The organism is Agromyces subbeticus DSM 16689 (assembly GCF_000421565.1).
Taxonomy (GTDB): Bacteria; Actinomycetota; Actinomycetes; order Actinomycetales; family Microbacteriaceae; genus Agromyces; species Agromyces subbeticus.
The window spans coordinates 22,549-42,557 of sequence record NZ_ATXG01000008.1 but is presented as its reverse complement, the minus strand read 5'-3'; the positions used below and the strand labels follow the sequence as shown (position 1 = coordinate 42,557).

Annotated in this window: 15 protein-coding genes and 1 tRNA gene; 12 read left to right on the top strand and 4 right to left on the bottom strand. The window is 67.8% G+C overall.

Going from position 1 to position 20,009, the window contains the following annotated elements; all coding sequences use genetic code 11:
• On the bottom strand, positions 1-477 hold the full coding sequence (locus H521_RS0112070; protein ID WP_022893280.1) for an aminoacyl-tRNA deacylase: 477 nt from the start codon (positions 475-477) through the stop codon (positions 1-3).
• 92 nt (positions 478-569) lie between these two features.
• Here H521_RS0112070 and dusB point away from each other — a divergent pair, with 92 nt between their 5' ends.
• From dusB to H521_RS23090, 12 genes are all read left to right on the top strand, one after another.
• Positions 570-1,727 carry a tRNA dihydrouridine synthase DusB gene (gene dusB, locus H521_RS0112065; RefSeq protein WP_022893279.1) on the top strand — a complete coding sequence of 386 codons (1,158 nt, stop codon included), beginning with the start codon at positions 570-572 and terminating at the stop codon, positions 1,725-1,727.
• 2 nt (positions 1,728-1,729) lie between these two features.
• A complete protein-coding gene (locus H521_RS0112060; protein ID WP_022893278.1) occupies positions 1,730-2,986 on the top strand; it encodes a deoxyguanosinetriphosphate triphosphohydrolase in 1,257 nt (418 codons plus the stop codon).
• 55 nt (positions 2,987-3,041) lie between these two features.
• Positions 3,042-4,907: a DNA primase gene (gene dnaG / locus H521_RS0112055; RefSeq protein ID WP_022893277.1), complete on the top strand. Its 1,866-nt coding sequence runs from the start codon at positions 3,042-3,044 to the stop codon at positions 4,905-4,907.
• Positions 4,908-5,098: 191 nt separating this feature from the next.
• Positions 5,099-6,727: an ABC transporter substrate-binding protein gene (locus H521_RS0112050; protein WP_022893276.1), complete on the top strand. Its 1,629-nt coding sequence runs from the start codon at positions 5,099-5,101 to the stop codon at positions 6,725-6,727.
• Positions 6,728-6,826: 99 nt separating this feature from the next.
• Entirely contained in the window at positions 6,827-7,918 is a 1,092-nt protein-coding gene (locus H521_RS0112045; protein WP_022893275.1) for an ABC transporter permease, read from the top strand.
• 1 nt (position 7,919) lies between these two features.
• On the top strand, positions 7,920-8,993 hold the full coding sequence (locus H521_RS0112040; RefSeq protein ID WP_022893274.1) for an ABC transporter permease: 1,074 nt from the start codon (positions 7,920-7,922) through the stop codon (positions 8,991-8,993).
• Positions 8,990-10,681: an ABC transporter ATP-binding protein gene (locus tag H521_RS0112035; protein ID WP_022893273.1), complete on the top strand. Its 1,692-nt coding sequence runs from the start codon at positions 8,990-8,992 to the stop codon at positions 10,679-10,681. The genes H521_RS0112040 and H521_RS0112035 overlap by 4 nt, the downstream gene beginning before the upstream one ends.
• Positions 10,681-11,538, top strand: a complete 858-nt coding sequence (locus tag H521_RS23095) for an ATP-binding cassette domain-containing protein (RefSeq protein WP_022893272.1) — start codon at positions 10,681-10,683, stop codon at positions 11,536-11,538. The genes H521_RS0112035 and H521_RS23095 overlap by 1 nt, the downstream gene beginning before the upstream one ends.
• Entirely contained in the window at positions 11,535-12,554 is a 1,020-nt protein-coding gene (locus tag H521_RS0112025; protein WP_022893271.1) for a D-isomer specific 2-hydroxyacid dehydrogenase family protein, read from the top strand. Before H521_RS23095 ends, H521_RS0112025 begins: the two co-directional genes overlap by 4 nt.
• Positions 12,555-12,642: 88 nt before the next feature.
• Positions 12,643-12,715, top strand: a tRNA-Asn gene (locus tag H521_RS0112020).
• A gap of 194 nt (positions 12,716-12,909) precedes the next feature.
• Positions 12,910-13,116, top strand: a complete 207-nt coding sequence (locus H521_RS0112015) for a helix-turn-helix transcriptional regulator (RefSeq protein WP_026482225.1) — start codon at positions 12,910-12,912, stop codon at positions 13,114-13,116.
• 4 nt (positions 13,117-13,120) lie between these two features.
• Positions 13,121-14,374 carry a tyrosine-type recombinase/integrase gene (locus tag H521_RS23090; RefSeq protein ID WP_169513991.1) on the top strand — a complete coding sequence of 418 codons (1,254 nt, stop codon included), beginning with the start codon at positions 13,121-13,123 and terminating at the stop codon, positions 14,372-14,374.
• A 9-nt stretch (positions 14,375-14,383) separates the two neighbouring features.
• Here the strand turns inward: H521_RS23090 and H521_RS0112005 are convergent, their stop codons facing one another.
• From H521_RS0112005 to H521_RS0111995, 3 genes are all read right to left on the bottom strand, one after another.
• Positions 14,384-15,343: a hypothetical protein gene (locus H521_RS0112005; protein WP_022893268.1), complete on the bottom strand. Its 960-nt coding sequence runs from the start codon at positions 15,341-15,343 to the stop codon at positions 14,384-14,386.
• A 241-nt stretch (positions 15,344-15,584) separates the two neighbouring features.
• Entirely contained in the window at positions 15,585-16,715 is a 1,131-nt protein-coding gene (locus H521_RS0112000) for a tyrosine-type recombinase/integrase (RefSeq protein ID WP_022893267.1), read from the bottom strand.
• 801 nt (positions 16,716-17,516) lie between these two features.
• Positions 17,517-19,772, bottom strand: coding sequence for a hypothetical protein (locus tag H521_RS0111995; protein WP_022893266.1), 2,256 nt, complete (start codon positions 19,770-19,772; stop codon positions 17,517-17,519).
• Positions 19,773-20,009: the final 237 nt, after the last annotated feature.

Below are 20,009 nucleotides of genomic sequence, written 5' to 3'. Positions count from 1 at the left end.
CTACTCGGCGTCGCTGATGTCGGCGACGGTCGCGTCCAACGCGACGATGAGCGCGTCGGCGTCGACGAAGAGGCTGCGCCCGTGCTCGCCGGCACCCATCGACACCCGCCGCCCGGTGATCGACTCGTCGGCCACGACCGGCCACGCCCTCGTCGAACCGAGGGGCGTGATCGTGCCGCGTTCGTACCCGGTGGCGGCGAGTGCGAGCGACGCCTCGGGCAGGCGCAGCTTGTTGACGCCGAGGAGCGCACGCAGCTTCGGCCAGGAGATCTTGCGACCGCCGGGAACGAGGGCGAAGACGTAGGTGTCATCACTCCGCTTGACCACGAGGGACTTGACGATGTCGGCGGGCGTGATGCCCATCAGCTCGGCGGCCTCTTCGAGGCTGCTCGCGGCAGGTCGCTCGATGATCTCGACGTCGAGGCCGCGCGCCGCGGCATCCGCTCGCACCCGATCGGTGCCCGTGAGCTCTGACATCTCGTCCTCCCCAGCCTCGTCCTCCCGTGAATCCTAGGCGCGCGAGCCCGGAGCGGGCGAGACGCCCCCGAACTCTGGGAGAATCGACGGTGATGTCTTCAACCACCACGCTTCCTGCTGGCCCGCTCACGATCGGCGGGCTCGCCCTCGACGTGCCCGTCGTGCTCGCTCCCATGGCGGGCATCACCAACACGGCGTTCCGGCGGCTCTGCCGCGAGTTCGGCGCCGGCCTCTACGTCAGCGAGATGATCACCTCGCGTGCGCTCGTCGAGCGCACCCCCGAGTCGATGCGGCTGATCACGCACCACGAGTCCGAGACGCCGCGCTCGATCCAGCTCTACGGCGTCGACCCGAAGACGGTCGCCGAGGCGGTCACCATGCTCGTGGCCGAAGACCGCGCCGATCACATCGATCTGAACTTCGGATGCCCCGTGCCGAAGGTCACCCGCAAGGGCGGGGGAGCAGCTCTGCCATGGAAGAACGAGCTCTTCCGCGGCATCGTCGAGGGTGCGGTGCGAGCCGCAGGCGACATCCCGCTCACGGTGAAGATGCGCAAGGGCATCGACGCCGATCACCTCACCTACCTCGAGGCCGGTCGCATCGCCGAGGGTGCTGGTGTCGCCGCGGTCGCACTGCACGCGCGCACGGCCGCCGAGTTCTACTCCGGCGAGGCCGACTGGTCGGCCATCGCGAAGCTGAAAGAGGCGGTCACGAGCGTGCCCGTGCTCGGCAACGGCGACATCTGGTCCGCGGCCGACGCGGTGCGCATGGTCGCAGAGACCGGCTGCGACGGCGTCGTCGTCGGGCGCGGATGCCTCGGGCGGCCGTGGCTGTTCGGCGATCTCGCCGCGGCGTTCCGTGGTGAGGAGCACACCGCCCAGCCCGGGCTCGGCGAGGTCGCCCAGACCTTCCGCCGGCACGCCGAGCTGCTGACCGAGTTCTTCGACAGCGAAGAGCGCGGCTGCCGCGACATCCGCAAGCACGTCGCCTGGTACTTCAAGGGCTACCCGGTGGGCGGTGATCCACGGGCGCGCCTCGCGACCGTGGAGTCGCTCGCCCAGCTCGACGAGCTGCTCGGCACGCTCGACTGGTCGATGCCGTATCCCGGCGAGGGGGCCGAGGGCCCGCGCGGCCGAGCCGGCACGCCGAAGAAGCCGGCGCTGCCCGAGGGGTGGCTCGACTCGCAAGAGCTCGTCGGCCACGACCGAGTGACGCTCGTCGACGCCGAACTCGACACGAGCGGCGGCTGAGCGTGCGCGAACGACTCTTCGGCGGCTACGAGGCCGCCGACACCGAACGCTGGCTGCCCGAAGAGCACTCGTCGCGTCGCAGCGACTTCGCGCGAGATCGGGCGAGACTGCTGCACTCGAGTGCCTTGCGCCGGCTCGCGGCGAAGACGCAGGTGCTGAGCCCCACGGCAGGGCTCGATTTCGCCCGCAACCGGCTCACGCACTCGCTCGAGGTGGCCCAGGTCGGTCGTGAGCTCGCGTCGAGTCTCGGTCTCGATCCCGACGTCGTCGACACGGCATGTCTCGCCCACGACCTCGGTCACCCGCCGTTCGGCCACAACGGCGAGAAGGCACTCAACACCTGGGCGGCCGATGTCGGCGGGTTCGAGGGCAACGCCCAGACGCTGCGCCTGCTGACTCGGCTCGAACCCAAGGTCTTCGGCCCCGACGGCCGCAGCTACGGGCTGAACCTCACGCGGGCGAGCCTCGACGCGAGCTGCAAGTACCCCTGGCCCGACACCACGAGCGTCGCCGACCCGTCGGGCCGCGCGAAGTTCGGCTTCTACGCGAGCGACGTCGAGGTCTTCCGCTGGCTCCGCGCCGGCGCTCCCGAACGACGCCTCTGCATCGAAGCGCAGGTCATGGACCTCTCCGACGACATCGCCTACTCGGTGCACGACTTCGAAGACGCCATCGTCAACGGCTACATCGACGTCGCAGCACTCGGCGCCCGGGTCGATCACGAGAGCCTCGTCACCTCGATGTACGAGTGGATCGGCGGGTCGGTCTCGCATGACGAGCTCATCGCGGCGTTCGACCGCCTCGATTCCCTCGACGGCTGGCTCGACACCTGGAATGGCAGCCGCTTCGACCAGGGCCGGCTGAAGAACCTCACGAGCCAGCTCATCGGTCGCTTCGCCCATGCCGCGACGTCGGCGACGCGGTCGGCGTACCCGCTGGCGAGCCTCATCCGGTTCGACGCCGACGTCGTCGTCCCCCGCGAGATCCAGGCGGAGATCGCCGTGCTGAAGGGCATCGTGGCGGCGTTCGTGATGTCCAAGAACACCCGGCAGCCGATCTACCACCAGCAGCGCGAGGTGCTCACCTCGCTGGCCGACGTGCTGCACGCGAGTGGCGAGCAGCACCTCGACGCCGGCTTCGCCGAAGACTGGCGCGCGGCCGACGACGACGCCGCTCGCAAGCGCGTCGTGGTCGACCAGGTCGCGAGCCTCACCGACCAGTCGGCGCTCGCCTGGTACGAGCGTCTCGTGCAGCGGTGACCACTGGTGCGGCCGACCGGTCGCAGCATCGCCACGGCGAACTAGGATGAGAGCCATGGCGGGCCGAATTCGACAGAGCGATGTCGATGAGGTGAAGGCCCGCACCAACATCGCCGACATCGTCGGCGAGCACGTCAGCCTGAAGTCCGCCGGCGTCGGCTCGATGAAGGGGCTCTGCCCGTTCCACGACGAGCGCAGCCCGAGCTTCCACGTGCGCCCGGGTCTCGGCTACTACCACTGCTTCGGGTGCGGTGAATCGGGCGACGTCTACACCTTCCTGCAGCGCATGGATCACGTCTCGTTCACCGAGGCCGTCGAGCGCCTTGCGGGTCGCATCGGCCTCGAGCTGCACTACGAAGACGGCGGCCAGGCCTCCGATCACGGCAACCGGGCGCGGCTGCTCGCCGCGAACCAGGCTGCATCCGAGTTCTTCCTCGAGCGATTGAGCGCGCCCGACGCCGACGTCGGCCGCCGCTTCCTCGGCGAGCGCGGCTTCGACGCAGAGGCGGCGCGTCACTTCGGCGTCGGGTTCGCGCCGAAGAGCTGGGACGCCCTCACCGACCACCTCAAGGGTCGCGGGTTCACGACCGATGAGCTCGCGGCATCCGGCCTTGTCTCGCAAGGCGACCGCGGCATCTACGATCGCTTCCGCGGCCGCCTGGTGTGGCCGATCCGCGATGTCACCGGGCAGACGGTCGGGTTCGGCGCCCGGCGGCTGCTCGACGACGACAAGGGGCCCAAGTATCTCAACACCCCCGAGACGGCGATCTACCACAAGTCGCAGGTGCTCTACGGGCTCGACCTCGCCCGGCGCGACATCTCGAAGACGCACCGGGTGGTCGTGGTCGAGGGGTACACCGACGTCATGGCGTGTCATCTCGCCGGTGTCACGACCGCGATCGCCACGTGCGGCACTTCCTTCGGCGTCGACCACATCAAGGTGCTGCGGCGCGTGCTCGGCGACGACTCCGGTGTCGGCGAGGTCGTGTTCACCTTCGACGGCGACGCGGCCGGCCAGCAGGCCGCGATTCGCGCATTCGGCGAAGAGCAGCGGTTCGCGGCGCAGACGTTCGTCGCGGTCGCGCCCGACGGGCTCGACCCGTGCGATCTGCGGCTCGCGCGCGGCGACGCGTCGGTGCGCACCCTCATCGATTCGCGCATCCCGATGTTCGAGTTCGTGATCAAGCACACGCTGGCCCGCTACGACCTCGAGACCGTCGAGGGCCGCGTCGCGGCGCTCCGGGCCGCTGCCCCGGTGGTGGCCGAGATCCGCGACCCCGCCATGCGGCCGGGTTACACTCGCGAGCTCGCGAGGATGCTCGGCGTCGAACTGGCCGAGGTGACCCGGGCGGTGCGCTCGGCGACCGGTCGCGCGAAGCCCGACGGCGAACGATCGACGCCCTCCGGCACGGCGGGCGCGGCACCCGCGGCGGAGCCGGCCGAGCGCCCGTTCTCGATCACGCAACTGCCGGCCGACCCGGCGACCCGTCTCGAACGCGACGCACTGCAGGCGATGCTGCAGTACCCAGACTCCGTCGGCCTCGATCTGTTGCGCCAGGCCATCGACAGCCGGTTCGGCAACCCGTCGCTCGCCGTCATCCGCGACGGCATCGCTTCGGTGCTCGCCTCGCCCGATCCCGCCATTCGCGTCGACCGGGTCATGGCCGAGGTTCCTGCGCCGTTCGCAGGGCTCGTGCAGCAGCTCGCGGTGCTGCCGGTGCCGCAGAGCACCCAGGCTCGCATCGCGGGCTACGTGCGCGGCGTGCTCGCTTCGTTGATCGACCGTGAGCTGCTTCGCCAGAAGGCCGAGCTGACCGGGCGTCTCACCCGGCTCGGGCCGAGTGATCCGGCGACGTACGACAGCGTGCGTCGCGCGATCGTCGAGATCGATCGCGAGCGTGAAGCGCTCAAGGTCGACTGAGCGGCATCCGCTCGAAGATGGCCTTCAACGCGCATCGGTTGCGTCGAAGGTTGCAGATCGGTAAATATTCGCCCGTCCAGGCGCCGCACCAAGCAGCATTCAGACGCCGTGTGCTAGGTCTTGGGGATACGAAAACGTGTCGGCGCTGTGCGCGGGCGCGATTCAGTCCTGACAGGAAGAGGTAGACGGATATGACATCCGCATCCAAGAACGGGCGCCGCGGCTTCGCCGTCGTGGCCGGTCTCTCGGTCGCAGCCCTCGCACTCGCCGGTTGCTCGGCAGGCGGCGGCGAGGAGGCCTCGGGCAGCACGCTCACCATCGGCACGACCGACAAGGTGACGACGCTCGACCCGGCCGGCTCGTACGACAACGGCTCGCTCGCCGTGCAGACGCAGGTCTTCCCGTACCTGCTGAACACCGACTACCAGAGCACCGAGGTCGTGCCCGACCTCGCCGAGTCGGCCGAGTTCACCGCGCCGACCGAGTACACGGTGACGCTTCCCGAGGGCCTGAAGTGGGCCAACGGCAACGATCTCACCGCGTCCGACGTGAAGTTCTCGTTCGACCGCCAGATCGCGATCGCTGACCCGAACGGTGCATCGAGCCTGCTGTACAACCTCGACAGCACCGAGGCCGTCGACGACACGACCGTCGTCTTCCACCTCAAGGCCGAGAACGACCAGGTCTTCCCGCTCATCCTGACGAGCTTCCCTGGCGCCATCGTCGACGAAGAGGTCTTCGCCGCCGATGAGCTGACGTCCGACGACGACATCGTCGCGGCCAACGCGTTCGCCGGCCCGTACATGATCACGAGCTACGACTTCAACACGCTCATCTCGTTCAAGAAGAACCCCGAGTACAAGGGCCTGCTCGCCGAGGCGAAGACCGAGACGGTCAACCTGAAGTACTACGCCGAGTCGTCGAACCTGAAGCTCGACGTGCAGGAGGGCGGCATCGACGTCGCCTACCGCAGCCTCTCCGCGACCGACATCGACGACCTCAAGGGCAACGATGCAGTGAACGTGGTCGAAGGCCCCGGTGGCGAGATCCGCTACATCGTCTTCAACTTCGACACGCAGCCCTACGGTGCCAAGACGCCCGAGGCCGACCCGGCCAAGGCGCTCGCCGTGCGCCAGGCGGTCGCCGACCTCATCGACCGCGACGAGCTCGCCGAGCAGGTCTACAAGGGTACCTACACGCCCCTGTACTCCTACGTGCCGGCCGGCATCGCCGGCTCGATCGAGCCCCTCAAGGAGCTCTACGGCGACGGCGCCGGTGCACCCGACGCCGACAAGGCGACGGCGGCACTCGAGGCTGCAGGCGTGACCACCCCGATCGAGCTGAACCTGCAGTACTCGAACGACCACTACGGCCCCTCGTCGGCCGACGAGTACGCGCTGATCAAAGACCAGCTCGAGGCGAGCGGCCTGTTCACGGTGAACCTGCAGACCACGGAGTGGGTGCAGTACTCCGAGGACCGCACGTCCGACGTGTACCCGGCGTACCAGCTCGGCTGGTTTCCCGACTACTCCGACGCCGACAACTACGTCACGCCGTTCTTCCTGATCGAGAACTTCCTCGGCAACCACTACGTGAACCAGGAAGTCAACGACCTGATCATCAAGCAGGCGTCCGAGCCCGACCCCGCCGCGCGCACCGCGCAGATCGAGGAGATCCAGCAGAAGGTGGCGGCCGACCTGTCGACCGTGCCCTACCTGCAGGGCGCTCAGGTCGCCGTGACCGGCACCGATGTCGAGGGCACCGACCAGACGCTCGACGCATCGTTCAAGTTCCGGTACGCGGCGCTCTCGAAGGGCTGAGCCGGCTGAACGGCTAGAGTCTCTTCTACGCAAGGAACGGGTGGCCCGCTCTCCGGAGCGGGCCACCCTGTGTTCCGGCCCACTCCCGATTGGCGAACATTGACCTCAACGACGACGGCGCCCGCCAGCAGCGCGTCCCCTGAAACACGGCGAGCGCCGAAATCCTCCGGTGGCGGCCTCGGCCGATACATCATCGTGCGGGCGCTCCTCATCATCCCGACGGTGTTCATCCTCGTCACCCTCGTCTTCGTGCTCATGCGATCGACGGGTGACCCGATCACCGCGGCACTCGGCGGCCAGCTGCCGCCCGACCAGCTCGCCGAGCGCATCCACGCAGCCGGCTTCGACCGGCCCATCCTCGTGCAGTACTTCGAGTACCTCGGGCAGATCTTCACCGGCAACTTCGGCACGACGATCACCGATAACCGCCCCGTCACCGACATCCTCGTCAAGTACGGCAGCGCGACCCTCGAGCTCGCGTTCTACGCGTTGCTCGTAGCGTTCGTCGTCGGCATCCCGCTCGGTCTCGTCGCCGCGTACTTCCGCGACAAAGGTCAAGATGCCGCGCTGCGCATCTTCGCCATCCTCTGCTACGCCACCCCGGTGTTCTTCGCCGGCCTGCTGCTGAAGCTCATCTTCTCGGTCTGGCTGAAGGTGCTGCCGGTCGCCGGGCGCGCTTCGACGAGCGCGCAACTGCAGATGGAGGTGCTGCCGAACAAGACGGGCCTCTACACGATCGACGCGATCATGACGGGCAATCCGGCCGTACTCGGCGACGTGCTCGCCCACGCCGTGCTGCCGGCCATCGCGCTCGGGCTGCTCACCGCCGGCGTCTTCCTGCGGCTCGTTCGCACGAACGTCATCGGCACGCTCGCGACCGACTACGTCGACGCGGCGCGATCGCGCGGTGTCAGCGAGTACCGGCTCGTGCAGAAGCACGCCTACCGGCCGGCGTTGATCCCGATCATCACGGTCATCGGGCTGCAGATCGCACTCCTGCTCGGCGGCGCGGTGCTCACCGAGACGACCTTCGAGTGGAAGGGCCTCGGCTTCATGCTCGCCGAGTACCTCCAGGCCCGCGACTTCGTCGCCGTGCAGGGCATCGTCGCCCTGCTCGCCGTGATCGTCGCGCTCACCAACTTCATCGTCGACATCATCGCGGCGCTCATCGACCCGAGGGTGAGGTACTGACATGTCGACCGACATCGTCACTCGCGCGCCGAAACGGCGTCTTCGCGACCGACTGCCCGTCGTGCACCAGCTGCGCCAGAGCGTCGGCCTGCAGCGAGGCATGCTCATCGCCGGCCTCGTGCTCACCGGCCTCTTCATCCTGACGGCGGTGTTCGCGCCGCTCATCGCTCCGTTCGGCTTTGCACAGCTGCGCGATGCCGAGGGCCCCTTCGGCAGCCAGCAGGCGCCGTCGGCCGAGCACTTGTTCGGCACCACCGTCGGCGGCTACGACGTGTTGTCGCGTGTGCTGTGGGGTGCGCAGACCGCGCTGTTCGTCATCGTGATCGCGGTCATCCTGTCGATCTTCGCCGGTGTGCTGCTCGGTCTCGTCTCCGGATACTTCGGCGGCTGGCTCGACCGCGTGCTCGTGGTCGTCTGCGACGCGATCTACGCGTTCCCGTCGCTGCTGCTCGCGATCGTCATGTCCATCGTGATCTCGGGCGGTCAGTCGAACCTCTGGGGCGGCGTGTTCGCGGCCGCGATCTCGATCACCGTCGTCTTCATTCCGCAGTACTTCCGTGTGATCCGCGCCGAGACGGTGCGCATCAAGGCCGAGGCCTACGTGGAGTCGGCCAAGGTGCTCGGTGCATCGAGTGGCCGGGTCATGTTCCGCCATGTGCTGCGCAACGCGACACGCACCCTGCCGCTCATCTTCACGCTGAACTCGTCCGAGGCGATCCTGACGCTCGCGGGTCTCGGCTTCCTCGGATTCGGCATCGAGCCGACGGCGGCGGCGGAGTGGGGCTACGACCTCAACAAGGCGCTGTCGGATGTCTCGAGCGGCATCTGGTGGACCGCGCTGTATCCCGGCCTCGCCATCGTGCTCGTGGTGCTCGGCATCACGCTCGTGGGCGAGAGCCTGAACGACCTCGCCGATCCTCGCTTGCGCGGGCGTCGTCGAGTCGCCCAGGCCTCGGGCGTGGTCGCCGAGACCTCCGTCGTTCCGGGCGGCACGCTCTCCGCCGGTCCTGGCGGGCTCTCGGGCCTCGAAGACGGCGAATCATTCGACGAGCACGGAATCGGGGTCCGCTCATGAGCACGGTCGTCAGCATCGAAGGACTCGGCGTCTCGTTCGCCACCGACGCCGGCCCGGTGAAGGCCGTCGATGGCGTCTCGTTGAAGGTCGAGCGCGGTGAGGTGCTCGCGATCGTCGGCGAGTCCGGCAGCGGCAAGACCGTGACCGCGAAGACCATTCTCGGGCTCCTGCCCGAGACGGCGACCGCGAGCGGCGCCGTCGTGCTCTCGAACAAGGCCGGCACGGCCGAGCGCGACGTCATCACCCTGTCGAAGAAGCAGTTGCGCGCGGTCAGGGGCACGGATGTCGCGATGGTGTTCCAGGAGCCGTCGTCGGCGCTGAATCCCGTCTACACCGTCGGGTGGCAAATCATCGAGGGCATTCGCGCCCACAACGACAAGCTCTCGAAGAAGGAGGCTCGCGCGAAAGCCGTCGAGATCCTCGGCCGGGTCGGCATCCCCGACCCCGAGCACCGCATCGACCACTACCCGCACCAGTTCTCGGGCGGTCAGAAGCAGCGCATCGTGATCGCGATGGCACTCGTGCTCGATCCCGGGCTCATCGTCGCCGACGAGCCCACGACCGCGCTCGACGTGACCGTGCAGGCCGAGATCCTCGACCTCCTGCGCCGCTGCCGCGACGAATTCGGCATGGGCATCGTGCTGATCACCCACAACATGGGCGTGGTCGCCGATCTCGCCGACCGCGTCGCCGTGATGTACCAGGGGCAGGTCGTCGAGGAGGCCGACGCCAAGACGCTGTTCGCGTCGCCGCAGGCCGAGTACACGAAGGCCCTGCTCGCTGCGGTGCCCTACGTGGGCACCGGAACGGCGAGTGCGATCGAGCGAGCCGAGCAACGGCCAGCGGGCTGGGCCGAGCAGGCGCCGGTCGTCGAGGCATCCGGTCTCGAGATCGTCTACCCGGGCCGGTTCGGTCGACCTGGATTCCGGGCCGTCGACGGTGTCGACTTCGTCATCCGACCGGGCGAGGTACTCGGTCTCGTGGGGGAGTCCGGTTCGGGCAAGACCACGATCGGCCGTGCCATCGCGGGCCTGACGAAGGTGACGGGCGGCTCGTTGCGAGTGCTCGGCCACGAGATGAACGGACTGCGCGAGCGCGAGTTCCGGCCGTTGCGCAGTCGCATCGGCTTCGTCTTCCAAGACCCCGCGTCGAGCTTCAACCCGCTGCTGACGATCGCCGAGTGCGTCGCCGAACCGCTCGTGATCCATGGCCGGGCGGCGAACCCTCGAGAGGCACGCGCTCGAGTCGATGAACTGCTCGAGGCGGTGCAGCTGCCCCGTGCCTACGGCGACCGATACCCGCATGAGCTCTCGGGCGGGCAGCGCCAGCGCGCCAGCCTTGCACGGGCCCTCGCGCTCGAACCCGAGCTGCTGATCGCCGACGAGCCCACCTCGGCGCTCGACGTCTCGGTGCAGGCGCGCGTGCTCGAACTCTTCGCGGAACTGCAGCGCGAGTTCGGCTTCGCGTCGCTGTTCATCAGCCACGACCTCGCGGTCGTCGACATCCTCGCCGATCGCATCGCAGTGCTGTATCGCGGCTCACTCGTCGAGGAGGGCACCGGCGCCGAAGTGCTCGGCGCCCCGAGTGATCCGTACACCCAGCGCCTGCTCGCCTCGTTGCCGGTTCCCGACCCGGTGGCGCAGGCCGCACGGCGAGAAGAGCTCCGCCGCTTGCGGGAGGCCGTGTGATGCGGAGTGCCGCCCATGGCTTCCCGATCGTGCTGAACGACCTGTCGGTCGAGTATCCGGCGCACGGAGCGAGTCCGGCGTACGTCGCGCTCCACGGCCTCACGCTGACCGTGGCGCCGGGGGAGGTGCTCGGCGTGCTCGGCAGTGCAGGCAGCGGCAAGAGCACGCTTGCGAAGGTGCTCTCCGGAGCCGCGTTCGACACGCGATCGACCGACGGACGTCCCGTGATCACCGGGGGTGACGCGACTGTGCTCGGGCACCCGCTGCGCGGCATCCCGAAGCGCAAGGTGCCCGAGTACCGCTTCCATGTCGGATACCTTCCGCAGGATGCCGCGTCGACGCTGCCGGCCGACCGAACCGTCGCCGAGATCATCGGGGAGCCGATCCTCGAGCGCGACCGGCGCTACAACGGGCGCGCCCTGGCGACGAGGGTCGCGACGATGCTCGATGGCGTGCGGCTCTCGCTCGGCATGCTCGAGAAGTACCCCTACGAGCTCTCGGGCGGGCAGCGGCAGCGTGTCGCCTTCGCCCGCGCGCTCGTGCTCGGGCCGTCGCTGCTCGTCGCCGACGAGCCCACGGCGGGCATCGATCTCACCGTTCGCGACGTCGTGGCGCAGTTCATCGGCGAACTCCGTCAGGAGCACACGTTCTCGGCCGTGGTCATCAGCCACGACCTGCCGGTGCTCCGAAGCACCGCCGCGCGCGTCGCCGTGCTCGACAAGGGTGAGTTGGCGGCCATCGGCACGATCGACGAGGTGCTCGACGACCCGAAGCATCCGTACGTGAAGGCCCTTGCCGGTGCACTCGATGCCGGCCACGCGGTGATCGACGATCTCGATCTCGGCCCTTCGGCATGACCACGGATGCCGCGGTGCCCGAGCGGCGCGCTCGGCACCGCGTCGTCGCCGGGGCGCAGGCCATCGAGCCTGACGCGCCGACACCCGTCACGGCCGGGCCGATCGCGATCGTGCCCGATGCAGCCACAGCCTTCGTCGATGCCGTCGAGCAGGCCGGCGGCACGGTGGCACCGCTCTCGGCCGCGACCCGTGGGCTCGTGTGGACCGCTGCGTCGGGAGACGCTGATCTCGAGGCGATGCTCGATGCGCATCCATCGATCGCATGGGTGCAGCTGCCGTGGGCGGGCGTCGACGCGTTCGCACCGCTGCTCGCGCGCGCCGACGGTGACGGACGTGTCTGGACCAGCGCGAAGGGCGCCTACGCTCAGCCCGTCGCCGAACACGCCCTCATGCTCGTGCTCGCACTGCTGCGCGAACTGCCGCGGAGGGTCTCGGCGAGTGCCTGGCACGCCGACGAGGCCGGCCGCACGCTCTACGGCGCGAACGTCGTCATCGTGGGCGCCGGTGGCATCGCGATGGAGCTGCTGCGCCTGCTCGAGCCGTTCGCCGCCCGCACGACCGTCGTCCGCCGAAGCGCGGCACTCGTGCCGAGTGCGACGCGCACGCTGCCGGTGGCCGAGCTCGGCGAGGCGCTTGCCGATGCCGATGTCGTGGTGCTCGCCGCCGCCCTCACGACTGACTCGCGCGGCCTCATCGGTTCGCACCAACTGCAGCGGATGCCTCGGGGCGCGGTGCTCGTGAACGTCGCGCGCGGGGCGCTCGTCGACACGAACGCCCTCGTCGCAGCCCTCGAGTCCGGTCACCTCGGTGGCGCAGGTCTCGACGTGACCGACCCGGAACCGTTGCCGGCGGGGCATCCGCTGTGGAGCGCGCCGAACTGCATCGTGACCCCGCACGTGGCCGACACTGAAGAGATGACAGTGCCGTTGTTCGCTCAACGCATCGCCTCGAACGTGCGCGCGTTCCTCGGCGCCGGCGACTTCGAGGGCCGAATCGATCTCGGTGCAGGCTACTGAGCAGTGCGGCGGTGGGCGCGTTGTCGAGGCCGCCTCGGATTGGGACTCGCGCCAACCTTTTGCTAGAGTATCGATGCTGAACAAGCGATCCTCCATAGCTCAATTGGCAGAGCAATCGGCTGTTAACCGGTAGGTTCTTGGTTCGAGTCCAAGTGGGGGAGCGAGAAGCCCCGTATTCCAAGTGAATGCGGGGCTTTTATGTTGAATCAAATCACATGCGTGGGCCGGAAAGTGGGCCGGAAACGCACTATTCAATGGCCGACGGCAGAATCTAGTCCGAACCCTGCGCTGTCCTTTTGGGTTGTCCCGGATCAGGGTGTGGGTGGTTTCAGAATCCGCCGCCCTTATCTGGGACATGAGCAGCAACACAGCAGCGCCGAGCATGAACCTGATGTCGATCACGGAACTCTCCAACTACCTCCAGGTGCCTGTGACGACGATCTACGACTGGCGCGCAGCCAAGAAGAAGAAGGGCCCGCCCGCGATCAAGCTGGGGAAACACCTTCGGTGGCGTCGCGAAGCGGTCGATGCTTGGCTCGAGTTGCAGACAGAGGCGGAATAACCTCGTGACCGGACGACCACGCACAAGCATTGGGGATATCGGTAGCCCGGCATTCGAGACGAAGCCCGACGGCACCGTAATAGCCCGCGCGAGGATGCGGGACCTCTTCGGGGTCCAGAGGAGGCCGCGAGGTTACGGACGCTCGGAAACAGAGGCGCTCGAAGACCTGAAGCGCACTGCCACTGAGATCATGCGCGGACTCGGCGGCATCGATGCGATTACGTGTGACTCCACGATCGCAGAGCTCGCGCAGTACTGGCTCGACGAGGAGAAGCACGAAGAGCGCCTCGCTCCTCAGTCGCTTGCGAAGTACGAAGGCGACATTCGCCGGATCATCGCACCTTCATTGGGGAACCTCCCTCTCAATGAGCTCACAGTGGGTACTGCAGACGCTTTCCTCGCCGCGGTGCGTCGTGACAGGTCACCGACAGCCGCGAAGATCGCCAGGATCATCCTGAAGCAGATGATGAGTCTCGCGGTCCGGAAGGGAGCCATTGCCACGAATCCGATGCGGGAGACGCGCGATTGGTCGAAACGGAAGCGGACCGATGCGGTCAAGAAGGTCATGGCGCTCTCGACCGAGCAAGTCGCTGAAATCCGCCTCACGCTCCGCCGATGGGCGCGCGAGTATGACAGGCCTGGTCCGCGCCCGAACGGACAACTCCGTCAGTTCGTCGACATCATGCTCGGCACCTCGGCGCGGCCAGGTGAGGTACTCGCGCTCCGCCGCAACGACTGCGACCTGTCGGCCGAGGAGACGCGGATTCGCATCACGGGCACGCTCGTACGTGTGAATGGCACGATCGAACGGCAGGAGCACACGAAGGATCCTCGCCAACACCGCATCTTCGTGCTCCCTGGCTTCGCAGCGGATGCCATCCGCGAACTCGTTCTCAGCACAGCTGGACAACCAGACAACGCGTTCCTCTTCCAGACGCGCAACGGGCGCCCGGTCTGGCCGAACAACATAGGCCGGCAGTGGCGAGCGTTCAGAGCACAGCACCCGAGGCTCGCTGGCACGGACGACCTCGAGAAGATGCCTCCGTACGTGTTCAGGAAGACAGTCGCGAGCGCTCTCTCCGCCGAGGCTGGCCTTGCCCTCGCCGCCGCGGCGCTCGGTCACGCGAACGAGTCCACGACCAAGAGGCACTACGTTCAGCCACTCGACCAGGTGAACCCGTTGACTGCGACGTTGCTCAACTCGATGTTCGGTACCAACGAGCTGAAGTTCGACCCGAACGCGTTTGGGTTCGAGTAGACGGCGGCCTCACCCGCCGAGGAAGTCGAGATCGCGGTTCGCCTGGTCGATGAGCTCGTTCGATCTGGCGAGAAGCGCTGCGAGACGGGCATCGACGTCGTCCTGTGCGTCCGCGAGCTCCGCGCTCGAGGAGCCCGCAAACCGGCCCGAGTAACCGCGCTCGGTCCACGCGTCCGGGTGCTCGCCGGCGGGGAGGCCGCTATCACGCAGACGGCTGCTGAGGATAGCGGTCAGCGATCGCTGAGACAGCGTCGCGCCCATCCAGCCGTACCGGTCGATCTGTGGCGCCAGTGCCGCTGCTCGGCGCCACCACCCGTCAAGCGGCAGCTCACAGTCGTGGCCGCCCGAGGGCACCGAGGGGGCGAGTGTCGCGTGCCCAGCGCCGCGGCCGCCGAAGCCTACTTCACCGAGCACGCGCATCCAACGGGTCACGGCACACCGTGGGCAGCGCCGAGGGTCGTCGTCCATGGGGATCGTTCGGCCAGCCACCACGAGCGTCGGTTGCAGCACAACGTCGCCGTGCTCGACTGCGAGCACCTTGCGACGGGGTATGCGTAGTTCGGCGGCGAGGACGATGAGGTAGCCGTCGCGGCGGCCCCGGAACCCGACCGGGAATCGCCTGGTCGGAAGGCCAGCCAGTACCTCCCGGGGGTCGAGCCAGCCGGGCGGGAACGCACGAGGAGCTACGTTGGCCTCCGCCGCGAGCCACGGCATGCCCTGGAGCTCGTGGCCGAGACGGACGGCTCGGACCCGCTCGGCGAGCACCTCACTGGACGCCGGGCACTCGTTCGCGAACGCTTGCATCTGCTCGAGGTCAGCGGGGCCCGTCGCCCGGCCATGTGACGCCTGCCAGTCGACGTACAGCGACCAATGCGCGGACAGGCGCACGGACATCGCCTCGGACACTGCCGCCCTGTCCGTGTCCGTGTCGGTTCTGGGGCGGGGCTCGCCGCCGTGTTCGTTGGTCACCGTGTCCGCCCAGCAGGGCTCAATGCACCACCGAGTGTCCGGCTGATGCGTCCGCTTCGGCCGCACTGGAGACTTACAGGCGAGCCAGACATCCGCGGAAACGCGGGGATGTCAGCGAGATCGAGGCGACCGTGACGGCGGTCAGCGGTCCCTCTCGCAGGGACGGCCATGTCCGCGGGCGCTGTCGACCGCGCGGCCCGGCAATCGTCCGCGGTGTCTGCTGCGAGTCCGATGTCAGCGGTCACAGCCCGAGCCTCGTGACCGCGTTGCCCTTCAACGGGTCGTACTCGCGGGCGTAGACCTCGACCATCGCGGGGTCCCGATGGAATGTCTGTCGCATCACCTCAGACGTGCTGGCGCCCGCGCGGAGCGCCTGAGTGACGAAGCCGGCGCGCATGCTGTGCCCGCCGAATCGAGTGGCGTCGAGGCTTGCCGCGGTCACCCTGCGCTTCAGCATCTCGTTCACAGCGTGGCCGCTCATGGGCTGGTCGGTGACCGTGCCGCCCTTCACCATCCGTCTGAAGAGGTGGCCCGTCGCATCGATCGCCTCCGGCAGCTGGGGGAGAGGCCCTCGGCAGACGTGCTCGTCGAGCGTCGTCGCACGGAGCACGGCCATGACTGCTGCGCGTGACGGGGACGCTGCGAGGACGCGCAACCACCGCGCCCATGCGCACGGCGGACACGTCGCCGGATTCGCGCCGTACGGCAGACCTTTCACGCGACCCTCGCCTTCCTGGTCCGTCTTCGAACGCTGCACGCGGACGTGCAGGCCATCTTCCGGATGCCGAGAGACATCGTCGATTCGGAGAGCGGCGAGCTCGGAACGGCGGAACGCTCCTGCGAAGCCCATGACGAGGATTGCCTGGTCGCGGACGCCGATGACACCGGCCGGATAGCCGGCCATGTCGATCGCAGCGACGATCTGGCGAAGCTCGGCCAGCAGGAGCGGCGCCATCCGTCTGGTCGGGCGTGCGTGGTCGCGACGGATGCCGGCGAGCACGGCCTGGAATCGTCGGTCGGACCCCGGCCGCTGGAGCCCTTCGATCGCATGCCTGCCGTTGATTGCTGTCACCCACCTGCTGATCGTCGACGGAGCGTACATCCATCCGCCGCTCACGGTTTGGATGGATGCCTTCTCCGAGACGTACATCGCGAGCAACTCCCACGACGCCGGGAGCGCATTCGCGCCAACCTCTGCGCACCAGGTCTCGAACGCGGCCCAGTCGCTCTCGTACGCGCGGCGAGTGTTCGGCGCCTGCGACTCGGCCTCGAACTCGAGCGCGCGATCCCGCGCGCCAAGAAGCCGGAGGAGATCCGGCCTGGGCTGTTCAAGCTTGCCGGGTTCCGCGGTACTGGGATTGACGTCGTTCATGCTCCGCCGCGCTGGCCGTGCGCGCTCCTCACCCTCTCCAATGCGGCGAAGCTGACCCTAGACCGCACGAAACGGCATCGTCCCCGTGTCTATTCGGTGCGGTCAGCCCGCCGCATTCATCACGGCATGAGCGTTACGCACATCCGATTCAAGTGCGGCCAGCGGGTTACCACTCCAAGCGGCCCCGGCTACGTCGCAGCCGGCAGGAACGAGCATCTGGATATCTTTCTCGATGCCGCGAGGGTTCACCGACACTAGCCAATCCGGCGCGGTTCAAGAAGAGCCTCTCATGCGGCCGGAATCGGCTTGGAGCCGTTCGTTGTCGCAGTACGACCGCCACAGGGTATTGCTCGGATAAGTAGAAATATCGTAGTCAATCCCGGGTGGGGGTGAAGCGAGACGATCGAAAGCGCCCGACCAGCCGCGGAGACGGATTCCACACGCGGAGTCGCGGTCACGTCCCGAGCATCGCGAGCAGTTGCATCGCCAAGGCGACGACGACGCAGGCGAGCAGCACGCGACCGCGGGCGCTCCTGCCCAGCCAGATGTCGAGCTCTGTTCGCGCCCGTACCTTTCCGTTCGAGTGACGGCCCGGTCGTCTGCGGGGTCTGCCCGGCTCCCGGCCCGCCCGATGGCGTACCGGCGTCATGGGCTTCCGCGTTCTCTTCATTGGTCCGGATATGCGCGGCACAACGAGGGAACGCCCGGCACCGTCCGAGTGGAAGATGCCGGGCGTTCGAGGAGCGACCCTCAGAGGCCGCTCCTCGCCCTGTGGAGAGGAGGGTCCCTGCGGGGCGTGGGTTACTCGCCCTGGCGCGAAGCGCGTCGACGCTTCGCGATGAGCAGCGCAACGCCTGCCGCGATCAGCGCAAGCAGGCCCGCACCGGCCACCACGAAGACGTTGCCGTCGACACCGGTGTTCTTGAGCTGGGCGGCCGCACCGGAGTTGCCGTTGCCGGCGACGGGCTTGACGATGGTCGTCTCGCCTTCAGCACCGCACTCGCCCTCGTGGACGACCTTGCCGTCGCGATCGATGAGGGTCTCGACCCAGTAGTAAGTGCCGATCTCGTTGAACACGGTGGACGGACCGGTGTACTCGACGCCGTCGACTACGCCGGGGGTGACGCCCACGGGCTGCTTCGTGCCGTCGAAGACGAGCGTGTCCGGAGTGCAGACGGGCTCAGCGCCGTTCTGCTTGTAGGCGTTGAACGTGAGCTTGGCGCCGTCCGGGAGGGTGCCGCGGATCGACGCGGTGTCCTTCGCGGGGGTGCCGAGCTCGACCTCGGGCGTGGCCTTCGTCTTCACGATGACCTGCTTGATGATGGTCGTCTCGTTCTCAGCACCGCACTCGCCCTCGTGCACGACGGTCTGGTCGCCGGTGTCCGGGTCCGTGTAGAAGAGCTTCTCGACCCAGAAGTACTTGCCGATCTCCTCGAACACGACCTTGTCGGAGTCCACCTTTCCAGGGCCGGTGACTTCCTTCTGCTCCGAGGTGAACACGAGCGTGTCCGGGGTGCAGATCGGGTCGCCGACGAGCTGGCCGGTCTCCGGGTCGATGTCCTGCTTGAACGCTTCGAAGCCGACCGTGGCGCCGTCGAAGACTGCGCCCTCGACGATCGCGGTGTCGTGCGCAGGGAATCCGAGCGCCTCGAGCGGCTTCGACTCGGTCGTCACCTTCGGGGCGATGATCGAGGTCTCGGCGCGCTGGCCGTACTCGTCGACGAACGAGTAGTCGGCTGGGAGGAACTTCTTGACCGAGTCGATCTGGTCAGCGAACTCGATCTCCCACACCCAGGTGAAGTAGCCGGCCTTCTCGATCGCCGTGTCGCCGGTCACCTCATACGAGTGAGTCGGGCCCTGCGCGTCGGTCGTGACCTCCGCGTGACCGGCGACGATCGCGTCATCCGGAATGGCACCCTGCGCGAGCTCGGGGTTGGTCTCCGAGTAGTAGTAGGTGCCCTTCGCAGTGATCGGGGCGTAGTTGCCCGTCTTGGTGGAGCGGAGCCACTCGTTGATACGGCCGCTCGGATCAGCGATCGCACGGAAGTCCACGACGTCCACGGGCTTCTCGCCGTTCGGGTAGAACTTCGAGCCGACCTCGGTCGTGAGCGCGGGGCTGAAGATCGTGGTTCGCGGTGCGGGGTCACTTACTTGATCGGAAAAGTCAACCTTGCTGCGCTCACCCGGGCCGACAGCATCCTGAGCGGAGTTTGGGTAGTGCTCAACGTTACCTGCGTATCCCGACCCGCCGCCGGTGTAGGCGAGGGCCGCGCTGATCTTGTACTCGACCTCACCCTCCGGCGGAACTCCCCGGATGGCGAGTGAGCCCTCACCGACCCCGCTGATAGTGTTCGTCCCCGTGGCGTCGAAGATGCCGTGTGTGAGGGTGATCGTGCCGGTCGCACCGGCGGGAGTGACGTTCGACACGTCGATGGTGCCGACGTAGTTGTTCGTAGAGTCGACGTTGAGTCGGATGTCTCCGAAGCTGCCGCCGTTCGACGAACCTGCGGTCACGCCCGCGGCCGCGGCGATGATCTCGTCGTACTTTGCCATGACAGCGTTGGCGTCGCCGCCGGCCCGAACCGAGAACCACTCCGCTGCGCCCCGAGGGTCGGAGCCTGAGTAGCCGGTCGACTGGGCGTACGGCACAATCTGGCCGACCGCGGTCCACGAATAGAGCTCGGTCGCAGCAGATGCGACGTTGTCACCCTGCTGTCCGTACGTGGAGACGACGAAATTCAGCTTGGCCGCGTTATCAGCGCTCAGGCCGACACTGCTGTAGCCAGCCGACGGTGTGCCATCGGGGATGCTCGTCGCTTCCGAACCCCACGGGTTCACGCAGTAGACGATCTTCCCGTTCAGCCACACACCGCCGAGGAGTCCGTCAGCGCCGTCGTAGCCGGCCGCGAGCGGCGCGGCCTGGGCGGGTGATCCGGTGGATGCGAGTACGGCGCCGAACGCGCCCGTCGCGACGATGGACGCAGCCGCGAATGCGGCAACGACACCCTTCGTCTTCGTCGGGACGCGTCGTCGACGCGACGCGATGGTCTGTTCCATGTTGTTCCTCTCCAGGACTCGACAGGCGCATCTCGGGTCAGCGCCTCACTATTACAAATGCGGCGAAAACGAGAAGAACGGCGGTCGAGCCCCGATTCGGGCTGAATTTTTCCTGGACCTCCCGGGGGTCGGGTAGGTCTCAGCGGCGGATATGCGCGGCAATCAGGCGGCCCGTGCGCGAGTAGGTCCGCGTATACCCGGGTCGTGCCGAACGTGGCGAGCCTCATGGGTGCTAGC